Source organism: Saccharothrix sabaoui, from assembly GCF_051756985.1.
Lineage (GTDB): Bacteria > Actinomycetota > Actinomycetes > Mycobacteriales > Pseudonocardiaceae > Actinosynnema.
This window is the reverse complement of the sequence record NZ_JBPKJK010000012.1, coordinates 33,840-52,054: the sequence shown is the minus strand read 5'-3', so window position 1 is coordinate 52,054 and position 18,215 is coordinate 33,840. Positions and strand designations below refer to the sequence as shown.

The window sequence follows — 18,215 nt, the reverse complement described above, 5'->3', positions numbered from 1 at the left end:
GCGGTGGAACGGGCCTGCGGTGGAACGGGCCTAGTGGCAGCCGCAGGACTGCCGGTGCCTCAGCACGGGCGGCAGGCGGATCGTCTCGGGCGGCCGGGTCGGGTCCTCGATGCGGGACAGCAGGAGGCGGACCGCGGTGCGGCCGATCTCCTCGACCGGCTGGGCCGCGGTGGTCAGCGGCGGGTCGACCAGCTCGGCCCACTCCACCTCGTCGTAGGTGACCAGCGCCAGCTCCGAGCCGATCCGCACGCCGTGCGCGCGGGCCGTGCGCAGCACCTCCACCAGCACCTGGTGCCCGCCCACCACGACCCCGGTGACCTGCCCGAGCAGCGGCTCCAGCGACGCGGCGACGATCGACTCGTCCCACGGCAGCCCGGCCCGGCCGAGGCCGAGGCGGTAGCCCAGGACGCGCTCGTCGGTGGTGGCCAGGCCCGGCGTGCCGCGGACCAGGCCGATGCGCCGGTGGCCCAGCTCCGCCAGGTGCCGGACCAGCGAGGACGTGGCCTGCACGTTCTCCGGGCCGACCTGGTCGGTGTCCTGCGCGACGGTCAGCCGGTCCACCAGCACGGTCGGCACGCCCAGCCGGCGCAGCTCGGGCAGCGCGGCCGAGCCGGACGTGGGCGTGAGCAGCACACCGTCCACGCGGCGCGAGCGCAGCATCCGCACGGCGGCCTGCTCGGACTCGGCGTCCCCCTGGGTGTCGATCAGCACGAGCGAGTACCCGGCGCGGGTGGCCTCGCCCTCGATGGCCGCGATCAGCTCGGCGAAGTACGGGTGCGACACGAGCGACACGGCCAGGCCCAGCGACTTCGTGCCACCGGTGACCAGCGAGCGCGCGATGGCGTCACCGGTGTAGCCGGTCTCCTCGATCGCCTTGAGGACCCGTTCCCTGGTGCCGGCCGCGACGGGTCTCGTCTCGTTGATCACGTGTGAGACCGTGGTGATGGAGACGCCGGCGAGACTGGCGACCTCCCGCATGGTGACCATGGACTCGTCCCCGTTCGGGCCTGTGCGCAAGCGATTGCGTGGGACTTTACCCGCCGGAGGGCCGTGCCGTGGTCTGCGTGCTGTGTGTCGGGCTGACGACCGTGGACGTGACCCAGCGCGTCACCGAGTTCCCGGAGCCGGGGCGGAAGGTGCAGTCGCTGGGCGTCGAGGTGGTGCCGGGTGGACCGGCGGCGAACGCGGCGCGCGCCGTGGCCGCGCTCGGGCACCGGGCCGTGCTGCTGACCGCCGTGGACGGTGACCTGGGCGGGTTCGCGCGGGAGCGGCTGCACCCGGTGGAGGTGCGCTCGATCGGGCCGGGGCCGGCGGTGAGCGCGGTGGTCGTGCGCGACCGCGACGGCGAGCGGACCGTGGTCTCGCGCAACGCCGCCGACGTGGAGGTGGGCGCGCTGGGGGCGGGTGCGGTGGACCCGGCCGTCGTGGACGGGGCGGACGTGGTGCTCGTGGACGGTCACCTGGGCGCGGCGGCGGTCGCGGTGGCGCGCGAGGCGCGGCGGCGGGGCGTGCCGGTGCTGCTGGACGGCGGCAGCTGGAAACCGGTGCTCGACGAGCTGCTGCCGCTGGTGGACGTGGCCGCGTGCGCCGAGGGGTTCGAGCTGTCCGAGGCGGAGCTGCACGACCGGGGCGTGCCGCTGGTCGTGCGCACGCGCGGTCCGCGTCCCGTCACCTGGTCGCGCGGTGGTGCGACGGGCTCGCAGGAGGTACCTGTTGTCGAGGTCCGCGACACCAACGGCGCGGGCGACGTGTGGCACGGCGCGCTGGCGGTCGCCCTCGCCCTCGGCCGGTCGATCGGACCGGCGGTGCGGTGGGCGAACGAGGTCGCGGCGGTGCGCGTGCGGCACGCGGCGGCGGACTGGGTGGAAGGGCTGGGACGGTGGCGGGACAGTCGGTGAGGTTCGACGAGCTGGTCGACCGGGCGCGGCTGCTGGCCGACACCGGTGAGCGCAGGCTGCTCGGCATCGGCGGCGCGCCCGGGTCGGGCAAGTCGACGCTCGCGCGCCGCCTGGTGGACGCGCTGGGGCCCGCCGCCGCGGCCCTGGTGGAGATGGACGGCTTCCACCTGGCGCAGCGCGAGCTGGAGCGGCTGGGCATCGCCGACCGCAAGGGCGCGCCGGACACGTTCGACGTGCCTGGCTACGTCGACCTGCTGGGCCGGCTCAAGGCGCGCGGGCCGGACGTGGTGTACGCGCCGGAGTTCCGCCGCGAGATCGAGGAGCCGGTGGCGTGCGCGGTGCCGGTCGACCCGTCCGTGCCGCTGGTCGTGACCGAGGGCAACTACCTGCTGATGCAGTACGACAAGTGGAAGCGCGTGCGGCTGGTGCTGGACGAGGCGTGGTTCCTGCTGGTCGACGAGGACCTGCGGGTGGCGCGGCTCGTCGACCGGCACGTCCGGTACGGGCGGTCGGCGGAGGAGGCGCGGGAGCGCGTGCTGCGCGGCAGCGACCACGTCAACGCGCTGATGGTGAACGCGTCGAAGGCCACCGCCGACCTGGTGATCGGCGAGGTGCTCTGAGCGGGGTCGCGGCCACCGGGGGTCGCGGCCACCGGTAGTCGCGGCTACTGGGGGAGGGAGGCTTCCTCGTCCACCGGCTTCTTCATCTCCTGCCGGTAGCGGAACACGCCGTACGCCGTGCCGAGCACGAAGAACGCGACGCTGACGACGAGCGCGACCGTCTCCAACCACGGCACGGCCGACAGCAGGCCCGCGCCGTAGTAGCCGGCCAGCACCAGCGTCGGCACCCACGCGATCGCGCCGATGGTCGTGGCCAGCATGAACCTGCGCGGGTCCATCCGGGCCGCGCCCGCGATCATCGGGGCCAGCGTGCGCACCCACGGTATCCAGCGGGCCAGCACGACCGCCCAGAAGCCGCGCCGGTCCAGGAAGTCCCGCGCCTTGTCCAGGTTCTGCCGGTTCAGCACCTTGCCGCCACGCCGCGCGAGCAGCCTGGTGCCGGTGTGCCTGCCGATGTAGTAGCCGATCTGGTTGCCGACGACGGCCACGATCAACGCGGCCAGCGACAGCAACCAGGCCGACAGCTCGCCGTCGTGCGACGCCAGGACGACGCCGGCGGCGAACAGCAGCGAGTCGCCGGGCAGGAACAACCCGAAGACGAACGCGCACTCGAAGAAGATGAAGCTCAGCGTGATCAACCACACGGCCGTGGGGCCTGCGGAATCGAGCGAGCCGAACGACATGGCTTCGGACGTAGCGGACAACACCACCCGTGCAGGGTACGTGGCACCGGGGGCTCGACTGGGCGACTTGGCGTCAACGGTTCGAGGAAGCCTCGAAGTCGTGGCTCAACGGTGACCGACGACTACGCAACGCAACCGTTGCCTTCGCGTCGAACGGCGTTAGCGTGGGGGGATGGGGTCCCTGCTGGCCGAACTCCGCACCGCCATCGGCGCCGACGCGGTGCTCACCGACGCCGACGTCACCGCGGCCTACCGGCGCGACATGATGCCGCTGGCCCCGCACGGGCAGCCGCTGGCCGTCGTGCTGCCGTCGTCCGCCGAGCAGGTGCAGGCCGTGGTGCGGGCGTGCGCGGCGGCCGGCACGCCGGTCGTGCCGCGCGGCGCGGGCAGCGGGCTGTCCGGCGCGGCCAACGCGGTCGAGGGCTGCGTCGTGCTGGTCACCACGAAGATGAACGCGATCGTGGAGGTCGACCCGGACAACCGGCTGGCCGTCGTCGAGCCGGGCGTGGTCAACCTCGACCTGCGCGCCGCCGTGGAGAAGCACGGGCTGTTCTACCCGCCCGACCCGTCGAGCTACGACTGGTGCACGATCGGCGGCAACCTGGCCACCAACGCGGGCGGCCTGTGCTGCGTGAAGTACGGCGTGACCACGGACTCCGTGCTCGGGCTGGACGTCGTGCTGGCCGACGGCGAGCTGCTGCGCACCGGCCGGCGGACCGTGAAGGGCGTGGCCGGGTACGACCTGACCAAGCTGTTCGTCGGCAGCGAGGGCACGCTCGGCGTGATCACCCGGGCCACGCTGGCGCTGCGCCCGCTGCCGCAGGCGCCGGCCACGCTGGTCGCGACGTTCGGCAGCACGGCGGCGGCGGGCGCGGCGGTGAGCCGGGTCGTGGCCGAGGGCGTCGTGCCGTCCCTGATGGAGATCATGGACCGCACGTCGATCCGGGCGGTCGAGCAGCACCTGAAGACCGACCTGAACGCGGGCGCGGCGCTGCTGCTGTGCCAGTCGGACTCGGGCGGCGAGGCGGCCCGGCGGGAGCTGGCCGCGATCGAGGAGGCGTGCGCCGCGGCGGGCGCGGAGCTGGTGTACGCCACGGACGACGTGTCCGAGGGGCGCGACCTGCTGGCCGCGCGGCGGGCCGTGCTCCCCGCCCTGGAGGTCTACGGGGCGTGGCTGACCGACGACGTGTGCGTGCCGCGGACGCGGATCGCGGACCTGATCGCCGGGTGCGAGCGGATCGCGGACGAGGTGGGGCTGCGGGTCGCCGTGGTCGGGCACGCGGGCGACGGCAACATGCACCCCACGATCGTGTACGACCCGTCGTCCGAGGGCGAGCTCGCGCGGGCGCGGCGGGCGTTCGAAGAGATCCTCGGGTTGGGCCTGGCGCTGGGCGGCACGGTCACCGGCGAGCACGGCGTCGGCAAGGTCAAGCGCGAGTGGCTGGAGAGGGAGATCGGCCCGGTCGGCCTCCGCGTCCACCGCGACGTCAAGCGCGCGCTGGACCCGCGGAACCTGTTCAACCCGGGGTCGATGTTCTCGCTGTGAGCACCGGGCCGTGAGCGCCGGCCGTGAGCGCCGGCCGTGAGCGCCGGCCGCGCGTGGGCCGTTGGTCGGTGCGCTGCTGGTCGGTGCGCTGTTAGTCGATGCGCCGGATCTGCTGGGTGCGGTCGTCGGCGAAGCGGTGCTCCTCGGCGAAGTCGTCCACGCGGTCGATGACCTGCGTGACGTCCTCGACCTCCTGGGCGAGCAGCGACTTCTTCTCGCGCCGCGCCTTGATCACCTCGATGATGATCGGGACGACCGAGATCAGCACGATCAGGATCAGCATCATCTCGATGTTGTCCCGCACGAACGGGATCTGGCCGAGGAAGTAGCCGAGGACCGTGATGCCCGCGGCCCACGCGATGCCGCCGATGAAGGAGTAGGTGAAGTACTTGCGGCGGTCCATCCGGCCCACGCCCGCCATGGCGGTGATGAACGTGCGCACGATGGGCACGAACCGGGCCATGACGATCGCCCGCGCGCCGTACTTCTCGAAGAACTCCTCCGTCTTGTCGACGTACTCCTTCTTGAAGATCTTCGACTCGGGCTTGCTGAACAGCGCGGGCCCCGCCCGGTAGCCGATCCAGTAGCCCACGACGTTGCCGAGCATGGCGCACACCGTGAGCAGCAGGCACACCAGCCACAGCGGGTACTCCAGCAGGCCGGTCGCCACGAACATGCCCGCCGTGAACAGCAGCGAGTCGCCGGGCAGGAAGAACCCGACCAGCAGGCCGCACTCCGCGAAGATGATGAAGCAGAGCCCGACCAGCATGTACGGCCCGAGTCCTTCGAGCAGGACCTGCGGGTCGAGCCAGTCCGGACCGAGGGCAATCGGCGACACCGTCACGCCGCCCACCGTACAGCCTCAACGGAGCGTGACGACCGCCACGACCGTGCCCGACGCGAGGCCCAGCAGCACGGCGAGCAGCAGCACCCACCCCGCGCCGAGGGTCGGGCGGGGCGGGCGCGCCGGGACCGCGGGGTGCGCGCCGGAACTGGTGGCCTGGGCGCGCAGGGCGTCGGTCACCAGCTTCTCGTGGTCTTCGGGCACGGACCCAGTGTGGCACCGGCCCCCGCTCCCGGGAGCCGGTTCGCGCGGGGCCGGTCGGTTCGCGCGGGGCCGGTTCGCGCGGGGGTCGGTCCTCGCCGGCGTCAGTCCTTGACCCAGGCGCCCCGGCTCATCACCTCGCGCGGGCGCAGCTCGGCGTCGAGGACGACGACGTCGGCGGCCAGGCCCGCGCGCAGCTCGCCGGTCACGCCCTCCAGGCCCAGCAGCCGCGCCGGCCGCGCGGAGGTGGCGGACACGGCCTCCTCCACGGTCAGGCCGCAGGAGGTGACCGCGTTGCGGAACGCGGCGTCCATGGTGAGCGTGCTGCCCGCGAGGGACGCGCCGCCCGCCAGCGTCGGCACGCCGTCCACCACGCGGACCTCCAGGCCGCCGACGTCGTAGACGCCGTCGCCCACGCCCGCCGCCGCGATGGCGTCGGTGACCAGGACGGTGCGGTCGCGCCCCGCGTGCCGGGCGGCCAGGCGCACGGCCGTCGGGTGCAGGTGCACGAGGTCGCAGATCAGCTCGACGGTGACCCGCTCGTCGTCCAGCAGCGCGCCGATCGGGCCGGGCTCGCGGTGGTGCAGCGGGCGCATCCCGTTGAACAGGTGGGTGGCGACCGTCGCGCCCGCCTCGACCGCCGGGCGGATCTGGGCCTCGGTGGCGTCGGTGTGGCCGATCGCGGCCAGCACGCCCTGCTCGACCAGGTGCCGGACGGCGTCCACGCCGTGCTCCAGCTCCGGGGCGACGGTGATCATCCGGACCGCGTCGCGGCCGGTGGGGACGCTGCCCGCGGCCAGCAGCCGGTCGAGCGCGCCGCGCTCCGGCGGGCACAGGATGGCCGGGTCGTGCGCGCCGCAGCGCGCGGCGGACAGGAACGGGCCCTCCAGGTGGATGCCCGCCAGGACACCGTCCTGCACCAGTTCGGTCAGCGCCCTGACCTGGTCGGCGAGTTCCGGGACGGGGCGGGACACCAGGCTCGCGACGATCGTGGTGGTGCCGTGCCGGCGGTGCGCGTTCGCGGCCTTGGTCACGCGGGACGGGTCGGCGCTGGTGAACGCCTCACCGCCGCCGCCGTGGCAGTGGATGTCGACGAAGCCCGGCACCACCCAGCCGCCGTCCAGGTCCGTCGTCGGGCCGTCCGGCGGCGCGCCCTCGCCGACGGCCGCGATCAGGCCGTCGCGCACCGCGACCCACCCCTGTTCGAGCACCCCGTCGGGCGTGACGACCCGACCACCGGTCAGGGTCACGTCCACGGGCCCACCCCACGTGCTCATCTTTCCTCCAGCATGTCGATGGCCAGCAGCGCGGCGCCGAGGCACCCGGCCTCGTCGCCCAACGCCGCCAACCGCAGTTCAGGGCGCCGCTGGAACGTGATCAGCTCGTCCAGCCGCTCGCCCAGCGGGTCCGTCAGCAACGGCCCCGCCAGTGCCAGGCCACCGCCCAGCACCACCGCCTCCGGCCCGAGCAGGGCCGCCACCAGCAGGATGCCCCGTGCGAGGGCGTCCACCGCCTCCGTCCACACCGCTGCCGCGTCCGCGTCACCCGTGCTGAGCAGTCGGGCGACCTCCGCCGCGCCGCCGACCTGCCGGTTCGTCCGCTCCGCGTAGCGACGGGCGATGGCGGCGCTGCTCGCGCGCGCCTCGACGCACCCCGTCTGGCCGCACCCGCACGGGTCGCCGTGGCCGACGTCGACGTGGCCGACCTCGCCGGGTGCGGGGGAGACGCGGCCGTCCAGGACGAGGGCGGCGGCGATGCCGGTGCCGATGGGCATGATCACCGCGTTGGTCAGGCCGCGGGCGTTGCCCAGGCGCAGTTCGGCGAGACCGCCGGCGCGCACGTCGTGGCCGAACGCGGTCGGCAGGCCGGTGGCGGCTTCGAGGGTGGTGCGGAACGGGTGGTCGCGCCAGCCCAGGTTGGCGGAGTAGACGCCGGTGCCGGTGGTCTCGTCCACGATGCCGGGGACGACCAGGCCGACGGCCTCCACCGGGTGTTCGCTCGCGGTGCGCAGTTCGTCGACCAGGGAGGTCACGTCCTCGACCACGGCGTCGCCGCCGGGCCTGGTGGGACGGCGTTGCTGCTTCACCGGCACGACCCCGTCCGGGGTCCCGGTGACCAGGGCGGCCTTCGTCCCGGTCCCGCCGACGTCGACGGCTATCACGTGTCTGGTGCGCGCCACGAGGGTCGATACTGCGGCATGGGACGCCATTGGTCTATACCAAGTAGCGGATTGGGACAGTTGCCGTGCCGTGACGACCCTATTTCGCCGCTGTTGTGTAGCACGGTCCTACAAAAGGATTGTTCAACAATCCTCTATTCGAGGTAGTGGACAGCGGCACACCTCAAGGCAGGGCAGCACAGCGGAAGCCGGCGCAGGGACAGGGGCAGGGGCAGCGGAAGCCGAGGCCAAGACAGCGCAGCGGAAGCCGAGGCCAAGACAGCGCAGCGGAAGCCGAGGCCAAGACAGCGCAGCGGAAGCCGAGGCAGGGCGGGCGCAGCAGGACTGAGGGCGGGGTGCGGCGGGCGGGCAGGGCAGTGGCAGCGGAGGTGCTGGGGGCAAAGCAAGGCAGGACTGGCGGCCGGGCAAGGCAGGGCGATTGGCCGAATCTGGAGCGGCGCCGGGCAGGGAAAGGCAAGGCGGGCAGGGAAAGCCAAGGTCGGGTCAGGCCGGCCCGGGTCAAGTAGGACCGCGTCAGGCCGAGCCGGACCGGGTCGGGTCAAGCAGGGCCGGGGTTGGGCGGGGCCGGGCAAGTCCCAGGGCGGGACCAAAGCCGGGCTGGGCAAGGCTGGGCCGGGTGGGGCAAAGCGAGCAGGCGGCCGGGCGAGGCTGGCAGGGGCCGGTGGCCGGGCGGGGCGCAGTGGCCGGGCGGGGTGGCCAGGTGAGGGCGGCCGGGCGGCTTGCCGAGGTGGCCGGATGGGGCGGCCGGGTGGGGTTGAGCGGGTGGGGTGGGTTGGTTGAGGATTGGGGTATTGTTGAACAATCCGGCGATACTTGCCTGGCCAGGTGGGCTGGCGAGTGGGGTGGCGGATGTAGCTGGCGCTGGGCGCTGGGTCAGCGGTTGGCCATGATCTTCTGGAGGGCGTCCAGGGCTCGGCTGGCGGTGCTCTTGACCGTCCCCTTGCTGATGCCGGTGGCCTCGGCGATCTCGGCCTCCGACAGGTCGCCGTAGTAGCGCAGGACCAGCACCTCGCGCTGGCGCGGCGGCAGCTGGGACAGCGCGGACACCACCGCCTGGTGCTCCGCCGTCAGCATGGCCAGGCTCTCCGCCGACCGCGCGTTCGCCACGTGCGGCGGGGTGTAGTCGCGGGCCGTCTTGCGCCGGCGCAGCACGCTGCGCGAACCGTTCACCACCGCCGTCCGCAGGTAACCCACGGCGGCCTGCGCGTCCCTCAGGTTGGACCAGTTGCGGTGCAGGCCGGTGAACGCCTCCTGGACCACGTCCTCCGCCGTCGCCGGTTCGTCGACCAGCAGCAGGGCCAGCCGCACCAACCGCATCCGGTGCTGGCGGTAGAGGTCTTCCAGGGTCAGCGGGCCTGTCGGCGCGGGTGCCGCGCCGTCCTGGATGCGCAGGTTCGTCAGCGTGTCCTGCACGCGCGCGATGCCACCGCTGTTCTGCTCCGGACCGACCACGGAAAAGACGTTACCGCGTCGGGGGGTAGCTTCGGTGCGGCGTCGTGCAACGGAGGTGTGTCCACATGGCCAGGTTCGCGGTCGAGTTGGTGTTCGGGGACGACCAGGAGGCCCGGCTGGCGGTGCGACCCGCCCACCGGGAGTACCTGGCCGCGCTGGTCGAGCGCGGTGTCCTGCTGGTCTCGGGACCGTGGTCCGACCAGACCGGCGCGCTGCTGGTCTACGAGGTGGCCGACGAGGCGGAGCTGCGCGAGGTGCTCGCCGCCGACCCGTACACGCCCGCCGGTGTGGTGACCGAGACGCGCGTGCACGAGTGGCAGGTGTTGATGGGGAACTGGGTCTCCTGACCCGCGGCGACGACCCGGGCGGGACCGGCGATCCGAGCGGGATCGGTGGCCTGAGCGGGACCGGCGGCCCGAGCTGGACCGACAGGTCCGGCGGGTCCCGGCCCGGCGGTCAGTTCTTCCCGGCCGCGGTGCCGCCCGGGCCCACCAGGCCGGACGTGTCGTTCTCGGCCATCGCGCGGTCGGCGGCGGCCATCGACTTGGGGATCTGCCGCGCGACCACGGCCGGCGTGAAGGCGCGGAACATCTTGAGGCCGCCCACCCAGCCCGGGACGTGCGCGGCCTTGGCCCGCCGCTCGACGGCGCGGACCACGGCCCTGCCCACGTCGGACACCGGGTACTTCCTGCTCGCCAACCCCGGCATGCCCCGGCGCAGCGGGCCGAACACCGGGTGCTCGTCGGCGCTGTTCACCATGTCCGTGGAGATCCACGAGAAGTACGCCACGCCCACGTCGACGCCCAGGTGCCGGACCTCGGCGCGCAGGCTGTCGGCGAACGCCTCGCAGCCCGCCTTGGCCGCCGAGTACGCGGCGTTGCCCGGGATGTGCACGATCGCCGCCAGCGACGACACGACGAGGCAGTAGCCGCGGCTCGCGACCAGGTGCGGCAGGCACGTGCGCACGGTCCGCCACACGCCGAGCAGGTTGACCTCGATGACCCGCTCGAAGGCCGCCCGGTCCATCGACCGGATGAAGCCGGTGGCGGCGATGCCCGCGTTGGCGACGACCACGTCGAGGCCGCCGTAGTGGTCGACGACGCCGGCGACGGCGGTCTCCAGGGCGTCCCAGTCGGTGACGTCCGCCTCCCACGCCCGCCCGCCGCACTGCTCGGCGACCTCGCGCAGCTGCTCGCCCTCCAGGCCGACCAGGGCCACCTTCGCGCCCTTCGCGGCCATCCGCCGCGCCACCTCCGCGCCGATGCCCCTGGCCGCGCCAGTGATCAGGACGACCTTGCCCGCAACGTCCACGGTGACCTCCTCAGGCTCGAAGGAGGCCACCGTAACGCAACTTACCGCCAGTAAGCTACTGAAGAGTTAAACATTGCTCGCGGACGTGAGCGCGTCCAGCTCGTCGGCCGTCAGCTCCAGCTCCAGGGCCGGCAGCAGGGCCTCCAGCTGCTCGGCGCTGCGGGCGCTCGCGATCGGCGAGGCCACCGTCGGCCGGCTCGCGAGCCACGCCAGGGCGACCGCGGACGGGGTCGTCCCGCGCGCCCCCGCGACCTCGTCGACGGCCGCGAGGACGCGCAGCCCGCGTTCGTCGAGGTACTTCGACGCCGCCGCCGCGCGCGGGCTGTCGACGGTCGCGCCGGGCCGGTACTTGCCGGTCAGGAAGCCCTTGGCCAGGCCCCAGTACGGCGCGGACGCCAGCCCGGCCGACGCCACGACGTCCCGCAGGTCGCCCTCGTAGTCGCGCTCCACCAGGTTGTAGGGCTGCTGGAGCGCGACGAACGACGCCAGCCCCTCGCGCCGGGAGACCTCCAGCGCCGAGGCCAGCCGCTCCGCGGTGTAGTTCGACGCCGCGACGTGCCGGACCTTGCCCGCCCGCACGAGCCGGTCGAACGCCGCGAGCGTCTCCTCCTGCGGGGTGTCCGGGTCGTCCCGGTGCGCGTAGTACAGGTCGATGTGGTCGACGCCGAGGCGGCGCAGCGACTCCTCGGCGGCGCGCTCCACCGTGTCCGCCCGCAGGCCGTCCAGCCCGCGGAGCATGCCCACCTTGGTGGCCACGACGACCTCGTCGCGGTTGCCCCGGGACTTGAGCCACCGGCCGATGACCCGCTCCGACTCGCCGCCGATGTGCCCCTCGGCCCACATCGAGTACGAGTCGGCGGTGTCCACGAAGTTGCCACCCGCACGGGTGAACCCGTCCAGCACGGCGAACGAGGTCGCCTCGTCGGCGGTCCACCCGAAGACGTTCCCGCCCAGGCACAGCCGCGACACGTCGAGGTCGCTGGTTCCCAGTTTCGTCATGCCGCGAACCCAACCCCACCCGTCCGCTCCGCGCCGAACGGAGCAGTCAGGACTAAAACCAGGGGTGGAGGGGTTGCTGCTGTCCGAGGGCTGGTTCGCAGGGAGGCGAAATGTCTGTCGAGTTGGGCGGGTACGGCGTGTGGGACATGGCGCCGAAGTGGGTCGGTGGTGGCGAGCGCGCCCGTGAGCTGGAGGAACTCGGCTACGGGACGCTCTGGTTGGGCGGGTCGCCCGGGTCCGAGGTCTTCCCGACCGTGGCGGACCTGCTGTCGGCCACCGAGAAGCTGACCGTGGCCACCGGCATCCTGAACGTGTGGACGACGCCCGCGTCCGAGGTCAACGACGGGTACCGGGAGCTGGCCTGGACGGACCGCTTCCTGGTCGGCATCGGCGTGGGCCACCGGGAGATCGTGGGTGAGGTGTACCACAGCCCGTACCAGAAGCTGGTCCACTACCTGGACGAGCTGGACGTGCCGCGCGACCGGTTGGCGCTGGCCGCGCTCGGGCCGCGGGTGCTGCGCCTGGCCGTGGCGCGGACCTCCGTCGCGCACCCCTACCTGGTGACGCCCGAGTACACGGCGCGGGCCCGCGATACGGTCGGGTCTGGCGCGCTGCTGGCGCCCGAGCAGCACGTGGTGCTGGAGGAGGACCCCGCGGTGGCCCGCGACCTGGGCCGCCAGGCCCTGTCGTTCTACCTGGGGCTGCCGAACTACACGCGCAACTGGCTGCGCCACGGGTTCACCGAGGACGACCTGCTCGACGGCGGCAGCGACCGCCTGGTGGACTCGCTCGTCGCCTGGGGCCCGGTGGAGCGGGTCGCCACGCGGCTGCGCGAGCACCGCGAGGCGGGCGCCGACCACGTCGCCGTGCAGGTGGTCGGCGCCGCGCCCGGTCGGGACGCCTACCGCGAGGTCGCGGAGGCGCTCGGCCTGGTCACCGGTCAGGGCGCCCCGGCCCGCCCGGTCGAGAACGACCGGGCGACGCCCCCGACCGGGTGAAACCCCTGACCGGGCGACGACCCCGACCGGGCGACGACCCCGACTAGTCGGACACCTCGACGCCGCGCCAGAACGCGACGTGGCCCTTGATGTTCGCCGCGGCCTCCTTGGGCTCCGCGTAGTACCACGCGGCGTCGGGGTTGTCCTGGCCCCCGACGTGGAGGGTGTAGTAGTTCGCCGTGCCCTTCCACGGGCACACCGACGTCGTCTCCGACGGCCTGAAGAACTCCGTGCGGACGGACTCGGCGGGGAAGTAGTGGTTCCCCTCCACCGTCTCGGTCTTCTCGCTCTCGGCGATGATCTCGCCGTTCCACCGTGCGATCGCCATGCCACCACTATGCCGGTGATCAAAATTCCCCGCCGGGCGTGGCCGTAGGATGCTGCCGACACCGCGTTCCGGGCACCCGAGGAGGACCCACCGATGCCCATCGCAACCCCCGAGGTCTACGCCGAGATGCTCGACCGCGCGAAGGCGAACGAGTTCGCCTACCCCGCGATCAACGTCACCTCGTCCGAGACCCTCAACGCGGCGCTGCGCGGCTTCGCGGAGGCCGAGAGCGACGGGATCATCCAGGTCTCGACCGGTGGTGCCGAGTTCGCCTCGGGCACCAAGGTCAAGGACATGGTGACCGGCGCGGTCGCGCTGGCGGAGTTCGCGCACGTCGTCGCCGAGAAGTACCCGGTGAACATCGCGCTGCACACCGACCACTGCCCCAAGGACAAGCTGGACGGCTACGTCCGCCCGCTCGTCGCGATCAGCCAGGAGCGCGTGGACAAGGGCCTCAACCCCCTGTTCCAGTCGCACATGTGGGACGGCTCGGCCGTGCCGCTGGACGAGAACCTGAAGATCGCCGCCGAGCTGCTCGACCTCACCGCCAAGGCGAAGATCATCCTCGAGATCGAGGTGGGCGTCGTCGGCGGCGAGGAGGACGGCGTCGCGCACGAGATCAACGAGAAGCTCTACACCACGCCCGAGGACTACCTGAAGACGGTGGACGCCCTCGGTGCCGGCGAGAAGGGCCGCTACCTGGTGGCGGCGACCTTCGGCAACGTGCACGGCGTCTACAAGCCGGGCAACGTGAAGCTGCGCCCGGAGATCCTCAAGCAGGGCCAGGACGTGGTGGCCGAGAAGCTGGGCCTGGCGGCCGGCTCCAAGCCGTTCGACCTGGTCTTCCACGGCGGCTCCGGCTCGCTGCTGGAGGAGATCCACGAGGCGCTGACCTACGGCGTCATCAAGATGAACATCGACACGGACACGCAGTACGCGTTCACCCGGCCGATCGTGGGTCACTTCTTCCAGAACTACGACGGCGTGCTCAAGGTGGACGGCGAGGTCGGCAACAAGAAGGCGTACGACCCGCGCTCCTACCTCAAGGCCGCCGAGCAGGGCATGGCCGCCCGCATCGCCCAGGCGTGCGAGCACCTGAAGTCCTCCGGCCGCATGATCGCCGGCTGACGCACCCGCACGACAACCGGGACGGCCCCCTCCGCGCGGTGTGGAGGGGGCCGTCCCGCGTCCGGGGTCGGTCAGGCCGTGACGAGCGGTTCCCGGGCGGTGGTCCTCGTCGTGAGGCGGTCCGCGACCACCCAGAGCACCGCGAGCAGCGCGAACGTCGCGACGGCCGAGGGGTAGAGGATCGGCGGGGCCGCGTCGAAGGACTGCTGGAGCCAGATGCCGCCGTAGCCCAGGCCCGTCACGGCGGCGGCGCCGAGGACGGCGGACACCGGCGCGGGCACCCGGCCGAGGTGGGCGGCGTCGACCGCGAGGCCGACGAGGACCAGGAACAGCGGCACGGCGGACAGCGGGAAGTCGGCGCCGGCCAGCAGCGGCCAGACCAGGCAGCGGTAGGCGACGTAGCCCGCGGCCACGGCGGTCGCGGACCAGCGTCCGCCGAGCGTGCGGCGGGCGACGAGCAGCACCAGCGCGGCGGCCACCAGGCCCCACACCGGGTAGACCCAGTCCGGGATGGGCAGCGAGAACTGGACGATCGACTCGCGGTCCACCGGGCGGCCGATCTGGTCGGCGGCGAACTGGAGCAGGATCGGCTCGGCGTACGGGTCGCCGCGGTCCCACGAGGCGATCTCCAGGACGCCGTACTCCTGGTGCTGGTTGGGGAACCAGGCGTTCTCCAGGAAGAAGAACCACAGCGCGGCGAGGCCGGGCACGCGCCACCGGGTGGCCGGGTAGAGCCGCAGCCAGCCGCGGACCGCCCCGGCGAGCATGATCGCGGTGCCCAGGTAGAGCAGGGCGTGCGAGCCGCTCCACGACGTGATGTCCAGGCCGTTGACCCGGTGGTTGATCAGGTCGATGGGCAGCGCGACGAGGAAGACGCCGGTGCCCCACTGCATCAGGCGCAGCGCCGTGCGGTCGGCGCCGTAGCCGGTGTAGGTGTGGAACAGGGTGAGCGCGACGACGATCACCGTGCCCAACGTGTTCAGCATGTGGGGCGGGGCGAGTTCGTCGCGCAGCCACTTGAAGTGCCACGCCACGTCCCACGTGGAGCCGAGCAGCTTGAGCAGCAGGCCCGCCAACCACAGGTGGTAGAGACCCGCGGCCAGCCGCGGCGGGGTGTCGCGGCCGGGTTCGCCGCGCTCCCAGTACTGGTCGCGGAACTGCCTGCCGCGCTCGATGACCCCCGTTTTCACCCGCTCATGATGCGTCCGGGCCGGTGTCGCCGGAAGGGTGCTCTCCCCCGGTTTCATGCTGGTGTTTCCCCTAGGGGTGAATGTGAGCTGGCCTTTTCCTCGACAATTGACCCTAACAGGTGAGCGACGTTGCTCTGTTCGGCCGGGTGCGGGAAAGTGCCCCGGCTGAGAGTCCGCTGAGAGTCGTGGAGCGTCGTGATGGGCAAGAGGGTCGTCGCCGGGATCGTCGTGACCGCGCTGGTGCTGGCACTGGTCGCTGCGGTCGCCCGGGTGTTCCTATCCTGACCGCATGGAGAACCTGCTCGGTGGTCCCGCCCCCACGCTGCTGCCCGACCGGCCGGAGGCGCAGGCCGCCGCCGAGGCCGGCACCGACCCGGCCAAGATCGTCCGCGCGTACCCCGACTTCAGCGAGGCGTGGGCGCTGCTCGCCGAACGCGCGTTGCAGACCGGCGACCCGGTCGCCGCGTACGCCTACGCCCGCACCGGCTACCACCGCGGCCTCGACCAGCTGCGCCGCGCCGGCTGGAAGGGCCACGGCCCGATCCCGTGGTCGCACCGCCCCAACCACGGCTTCCTGCGCGCGCTCGCCGCGCTGGCCCGCGCCGCCGACGAGATCGGCGAGGCCGAAGAGCACGAGCGCTGCCGGGGGTTCCTCGCCGACAGCGACCCCGCGGCGCCCGCCGCCCTCGGCCTGGGCTGACGGCGTGGGTGCCGTGCGCGACGAGGTGGCGCGCAGGCTGAAGCGGTGGCGGAGCACGGCCCTGCCGATCGCGCAGGCCGCGCTCGCCGCCGGGCTGTCCTGGCTGGTCGCCACCGAGGTCGTCGGTCACGCGCACCCGTTCTTCGCGCCGATCGCCGCCGTCGTCTGCCTCGGCGTCTCGCTGGGGCAGCGGCTGCGGCGGGTCGTCGAGCTCGTCGTGGGCGTGTCGGTGGGCGTGGGCGTCGGCGACGTGCTGATCTCGCTCATCGGTTCCGGCACGTGGCAGATCGCGCTGGTCGTGGCGCTGGCGATGTCGTCGGCCGTGCTGCTCGACGGCGGCGCGGTCATCGCGCTCCAGGCCGGGTCGTCGGCCGTGCTGGTGGCCACGCTGCTGCCGCCCAGCGCGGGCGGCGGGCTCGACCGGATGGTCGACGCGCTGGTGGGCGGGCTCGTCGGGCTCGCCGTGACGGCGCTGCTGCCCGCGAACCCGCTGACCGTGGCGCACCGGCAGGCGAAGGTGGTGCTCGGCGAGCTGACGACCGCGCTGCGCGGCGTCGCGGCGTCGGTGTCCGAACGGGACGCCGTGCGGGCGGCCGGCGTGCTGGCGCGGCTGCGGGACAGCCAGGACGCGGTGGACGAGTTCACGTCCGCGCTGAAGACCGGCGGCGAGATCGCCACCATCGCGCCGATCCGGTGGCGGCGGCGGCACGAGCTGGGCCGGTACGAGACGGCCGCGGCGCCGGTGGACTACGCGCTGCGCAACACGCGCGTGCTGGCCCGGCGGGCGCTGGCGGCCCTGCGCGACGGCGAGCGCGTGCCCGACGTGCTGCCCGACGTGCTGCGGCGGTACGCGGACGCGGTCGACGTGCTGCGGAACGAGCTGGAGCGCGGTGACGAGCCGGTGGGGGCCCGCGCGGCGGTGTGCGGGGCCGCCGCGGCGACGACGCACGTGCTGGGCGGCGAGGGCTTCTCCACCAGGGTGGTGCTGGCCCAGGTCCGGTCGGTCGCGGTGGACCTGCTCCAGGCCACCGGGCTGTCCCGGGCGGAGGCCGTGGAGGCGCTGCCGCCCCTGACCCGCAAGGGCTGACGCGGGTCGGGGGCGGCGCCCCTCTGGGGTCGACCTCCCGGGGCCGACCCTCCCAGGGCCGACCCTCCCGGGTGACTACCCCTCCGGCCGGTTGAGCACGCCGAGCAGGACGGCGTGCACGGCGTCGTGGTCGCGCGGGTCCGCGAGGCGGCACGACGCGCCGGTGATCGCGTACCACTCCTCCGCGCCCTCGTAGCGGACCTCGGCGCGCAGCGCGCCGCGCTCCAGCGTGGTGCGCAGTTCGAGGTCACCGGTGACGACGCCGACCTCGTCGGTCATCACGCCACCGGGACCGGCCACGAAAGGGGACGAGCGTTCGGCCACCCGGATCAGCTCCCAGAATCGACAATCAACACCCGCCGAGCATGGCCTGCAACGCAGACTTCTCCGCCGGGTTCACCGTCAAACCCCACTTGTACTTGGATCGCGTCCACATCTTGGCGTAGGTGCACCAGTACGAGCCCAGCGGCGGCTTCCACAGGGCCGGGTCCTGGTCGCCCTTGGCCTGGTTGACGTTGTCCGTGACGGCGATGAGCTGCGGGCCGCCCAGGTCGTTCGCGAACGACTGCCGCCTGGTCGTGGTCCACGACGACGCGCCGGAGCGCCACGCCTCGGCGAGCGGCACGACGTGGTCGATGTCCACGTCGGACGCCGCGCTCCAGGTCGCGCCGTCGTACGGGCTGTACCAGCGGCCGGAGGTGGCGGCGCACGCGGAGTCGGTGACCACGTTCGTGCCGTCGCGCTTGAGCACCTGCTCCCGGGTGTTGCAGGCGCCCGAGACGGTGGTCCAGTGCGGGAACTTGTCCCGCGAGTAGCCCGTGGAGGACCCCTCGGCCGCCACCGCGAGCGCGGCCAGCTCCGCCAGGGCGGTGCTGGTGCTCGGGATGTTCGGGGGCGTCGCCTGGGCGGGGGTGACCAGGCTCAGGGCCAGCGCACCAGCCAGGAGCAGGGAGGAGATCGAGAATCGCGCGGCTTTGTTGACCGTTGACATAATTCCGACCTTCCTAGTTGGAAGCTGTCGGAATCACCCTGGGGCAATTTTTCGGCCGGT

General features: G+C 73.1%; 21 protein-coding genes. 8 read left to right on the top strand and 13 right to left on the bottom strand.

Going from position 1 to position 18,215, the window contains the following annotated elements; genetic code table 11:
* Window positions 1-30 precede the first annotated feature (30 nt).
* Window positions 31-987 carry a LacI family DNA-binding transcriptional regulator gene (locus ACR807_RS05975; RefSeq protein ID WP_438920191.1) on the bottom strand — a complete coding sequence of 319 codons (957 nt, stop codon included), beginning with the start codon at window positions 985-987 and terminating at the stop codon, window positions 31-33.
* Window positions 988-1,064: 77 nt separating this feature from the next.
* Between ACR807_RS05975 and ACR807_RS05970 the strand changes: the two genes are divergently transcribed.
* Window positions 1,065-1,898 carry a carbohydrate kinase family protein gene (locus tag ACR807_RS05970; protein ID WP_438920190.1) on the top strand — a complete coding sequence of 278 codons (834 nt, stop codon included), beginning with the start codon at window positions 1,065-1,067 and terminating at the stop codon, window positions 1,896-1,898.
* Window positions 1,895-2,518, top strand: a complete 624-nt coding sequence (locus ACR807_RS05965; RefSeq protein ID WP_438920189.1) for a nucleoside/nucleotide kinase family protein — start codon at window positions 1,895-1,897, stop codon at window positions 2,516-2,518. The genes ACR807_RS05970 and ACR807_RS05965 overlap by 4 nt, the downstream gene beginning before the upstream one ends.
* Before the next feature lie 44 nt (window positions 2,519-2,562).
* Here ACR807_RS05965 and ACR807_RS05960 read toward each other — a convergent pair whose 3' ends face one another.
* On the bottom strand, window positions 2,563-3,201 hold the full coding sequence (locus ACR807_RS05960) for a DedA family protein (RefSeq protein ID WP_438920231.1): 639 nt from the start codon (window positions 3,199-3,201) through the stop codon (window positions 2,563-2,565).
* Between the two features lie 172 nt (window positions 3,202-3,373).
* On the opposite strand from ACR807_RS05960, the gene ACR807_RS05955 reads away from it, so the two are divergent.
* Window positions 3,374-4,747 carry an FAD-binding oxidoreductase gene (locus ACR807_RS05955; RefSeq protein WP_438920188.1) on the top strand — a complete coding sequence of 458 codons (1,374 nt, stop codon included), beginning with the start codon at window positions 3,374-3,376 and terminating at the stop codon, window positions 4,745-4,747.
* 91 nt (window positions 4,748-4,838) lie between these two features.
* Here ACR807_RS05955 and ACR807_RS05950 read toward each other — a convergent pair whose 3' ends face one another.
* The 5 genes from ACR807_RS05950 to ACR807_RS05930 form a co-directional block, all read right to left on the bottom strand.
* Entirely contained in the window at window positions 4,839-5,516 is a 678-nt protein-coding gene (locus ACR807_RS05950; protein ID WP_438920230.1) for a DedA family protein, read from the bottom strand.
* Window positions 5,517-5,609: 93 nt separating this feature from the next.
* Window positions 5,610-5,795, bottom strand: coding sequence for a hypothetical protein (locus tag ACR807_RS05945; protein ID WP_438920187.1), 186 nt, complete (start codon window positions 5,793-5,795; stop codon window positions 5,610-5,612).
* Window positions 5,796-5,896: 101 nt separating this feature from the next.
* Window positions 5,897-7,069 carry an N-acetylglucosamine-6-phosphate deacetylase gene (gene nagA / locus ACR807_RS05940; RefSeq protein ID WP_438920186.1) on the bottom strand — a complete coding sequence of 391 codons (1,173 nt, stop codon included), beginning with the start codon at window positions 7,067-7,069 and terminating at the stop codon, window positions 5,897-5,899.
* The gene (locus tag ACR807_RS05935) at window positions 7,066-7,971 is read right to left on the bottom strand and encodes an ROK family protein (RefSeq protein WP_438920185.1); all 906 of its coding nucleotides are present in this window, start codon (window positions 7,969-7,971) and stop codon (window positions 7,066-7,068) included. Before ACR807_RS05935 ends, nagA begins: the two co-directional genes overlap by 4 nt.
* A gap of 873 nt (window positions 7,972-8,844) precedes the next feature.
* On the bottom strand, window positions 8,845-9,423 hold the full coding sequence (locus ACR807_RS05930) for a SigE family RNA polymerase sigma factor (RefSeq protein ID WP_438920184.1): 579 nt from the start codon (window positions 9,421-9,423) through the stop codon (window positions 8,845-8,847).
* A 65-nt stretch (window positions 9,424-9,488) separates the two neighbouring features.
* On the opposite strand from ACR807_RS05930, the gene ACR807_RS05925 reads away from it, so the two are divergent.
* Window positions 9,489-9,770: a YciI family protein gene (locus ACR807_RS05925; protein ID WP_438920183.1), complete on the top strand. Its 282-nt coding sequence runs from the start codon at window positions 9,489-9,491 to the stop codon at window positions 9,768-9,770.
* A gap of 109 nt (window positions 9,771-9,879) precedes the next feature.
* Here ACR807_RS05925 and ACR807_RS05920 read toward each other — a convergent pair whose 3' ends face one another.
* Window positions 9,880-10,734 (bottom strand): SDR family oxidoreductase, encoded by an 855-nt coding sequence (locus ACR807_RS05920; protein ID WP_438920182.1) that lies wholly within the window; start codon window positions 10,732-10,734, stop codon window positions 9,880-9,882.
* Between the two features lie 66 nt (window positions 10,735-10,800).
* On the bottom strand, window positions 10,801-11,733 hold the full coding sequence (locus ACR807_RS05915) for an aldo/keto reductase (protein ID WP_438920181.1): 933 nt from the start codon (window positions 11,731-11,733) through the stop codon (window positions 10,801-10,803).
* 110 nt (window positions 11,734-11,843) lie between these two features.
* Between ACR807_RS05915 and ACR807_RS05910 the strand changes: the two genes are divergently transcribed.
* Window positions 11,844-12,731: an LLM class F420-dependent oxidoreductase gene (locus ACR807_RS05910; protein WP_438920180.1), complete on the top strand. Its 888-nt coding sequence runs from the start codon at window positions 11,844-11,846 to the stop codon at window positions 12,729-12,731.
* A gap of 43 nt (window positions 12,732-12,774) precedes the next feature.
* On the opposite strand, the gene ACR807_RS05905 is transcribed toward ACR807_RS05910, so the two are convergent.
* Entirely contained in the window at window positions 12,775-13,059 is a 285-nt protein-coding gene (locus ACR807_RS05905) for a DUF427 domain-containing protein (protein WP_438920179.1), read from the bottom strand.
* 93 nt (window positions 13,060-13,152) lie between these two features.
* Between ACR807_RS05905 and fbaA the strand changes: the two genes are divergently transcribed.
* Entirely contained in the window at window positions 13,153-14,187 is a 1,035-nt protein-coding gene (gene fbaA / locus ACR807_RS05900; protein WP_438920178.1) for a class II fructose-bisphosphate aldolase, read from the top strand.
* A gap of 71 nt (window positions 14,188-14,258) precedes the next feature.
* Here the strand turns inward: fbaA and ACR807_RS05895 are convergent, their stop codons facing one another.
* Window positions 14,259-15,377, bottom strand: a complete 1,119-nt coding sequence (locus tag ACR807_RS05895; protein WP_438920177.1) for a hypothetical protein — start codon at window positions 15,375-15,377, stop codon at window positions 14,259-14,261.
* Between the two features lie 289 nt (window positions 15,378-15,666).
* Here ACR807_RS05895 and ACR807_RS05890 point away from each other — a divergent pair, with 289 nt between their 5' ends.
* The gene (locus ACR807_RS05890) at window positions 15,667-16,077 is read left to right on the top strand and encodes a DUF3151 domain-containing protein (protein ID WP_438920176.1); all 411 of its coding nucleotides are present in this window, start codon (window positions 15,667-15,669) and stop codon (window positions 16,075-16,077) included.
* Window positions 16,078-16,081: 4 nt separating this feature from the next.
* On the top strand, window positions 16,082-17,164 hold the full coding sequence (locus ACR807_RS05885; RefSeq protein WP_438920175.1) for an FUSC family protein: 1,083 nt from the start codon (window positions 16,082-16,084) through the stop codon (window positions 17,162-17,164).
* 75 nt (window positions 17,165-17,239) lie between these two features.
* Here ACR807_RS05885 and ACR807_RS05880 read toward each other — a convergent pair whose 3' ends face one another.
* On the bottom strand, window positions 17,240-17,443 hold the full coding sequence (locus ACR807_RS05880) for a hypothetical protein (protein ID WP_438920174.1): 204 nt from the start codon (window positions 17,441-17,443) through the stop codon (window positions 17,240-17,242).
* A gap of 70 nt (window positions 17,444-17,513) precedes the next feature.
* A complete protein-coding gene (locus tag ACR807_RS05875; RefSeq protein ID WP_438920173.1) occupies window positions 17,514-18,155 on the bottom strand; it encodes an HNH endonuclease family protein in 642 nt (213 codons plus the stop codon).
* Window positions 18,156-18,215 lie beyond the last annotated feature (60 nt).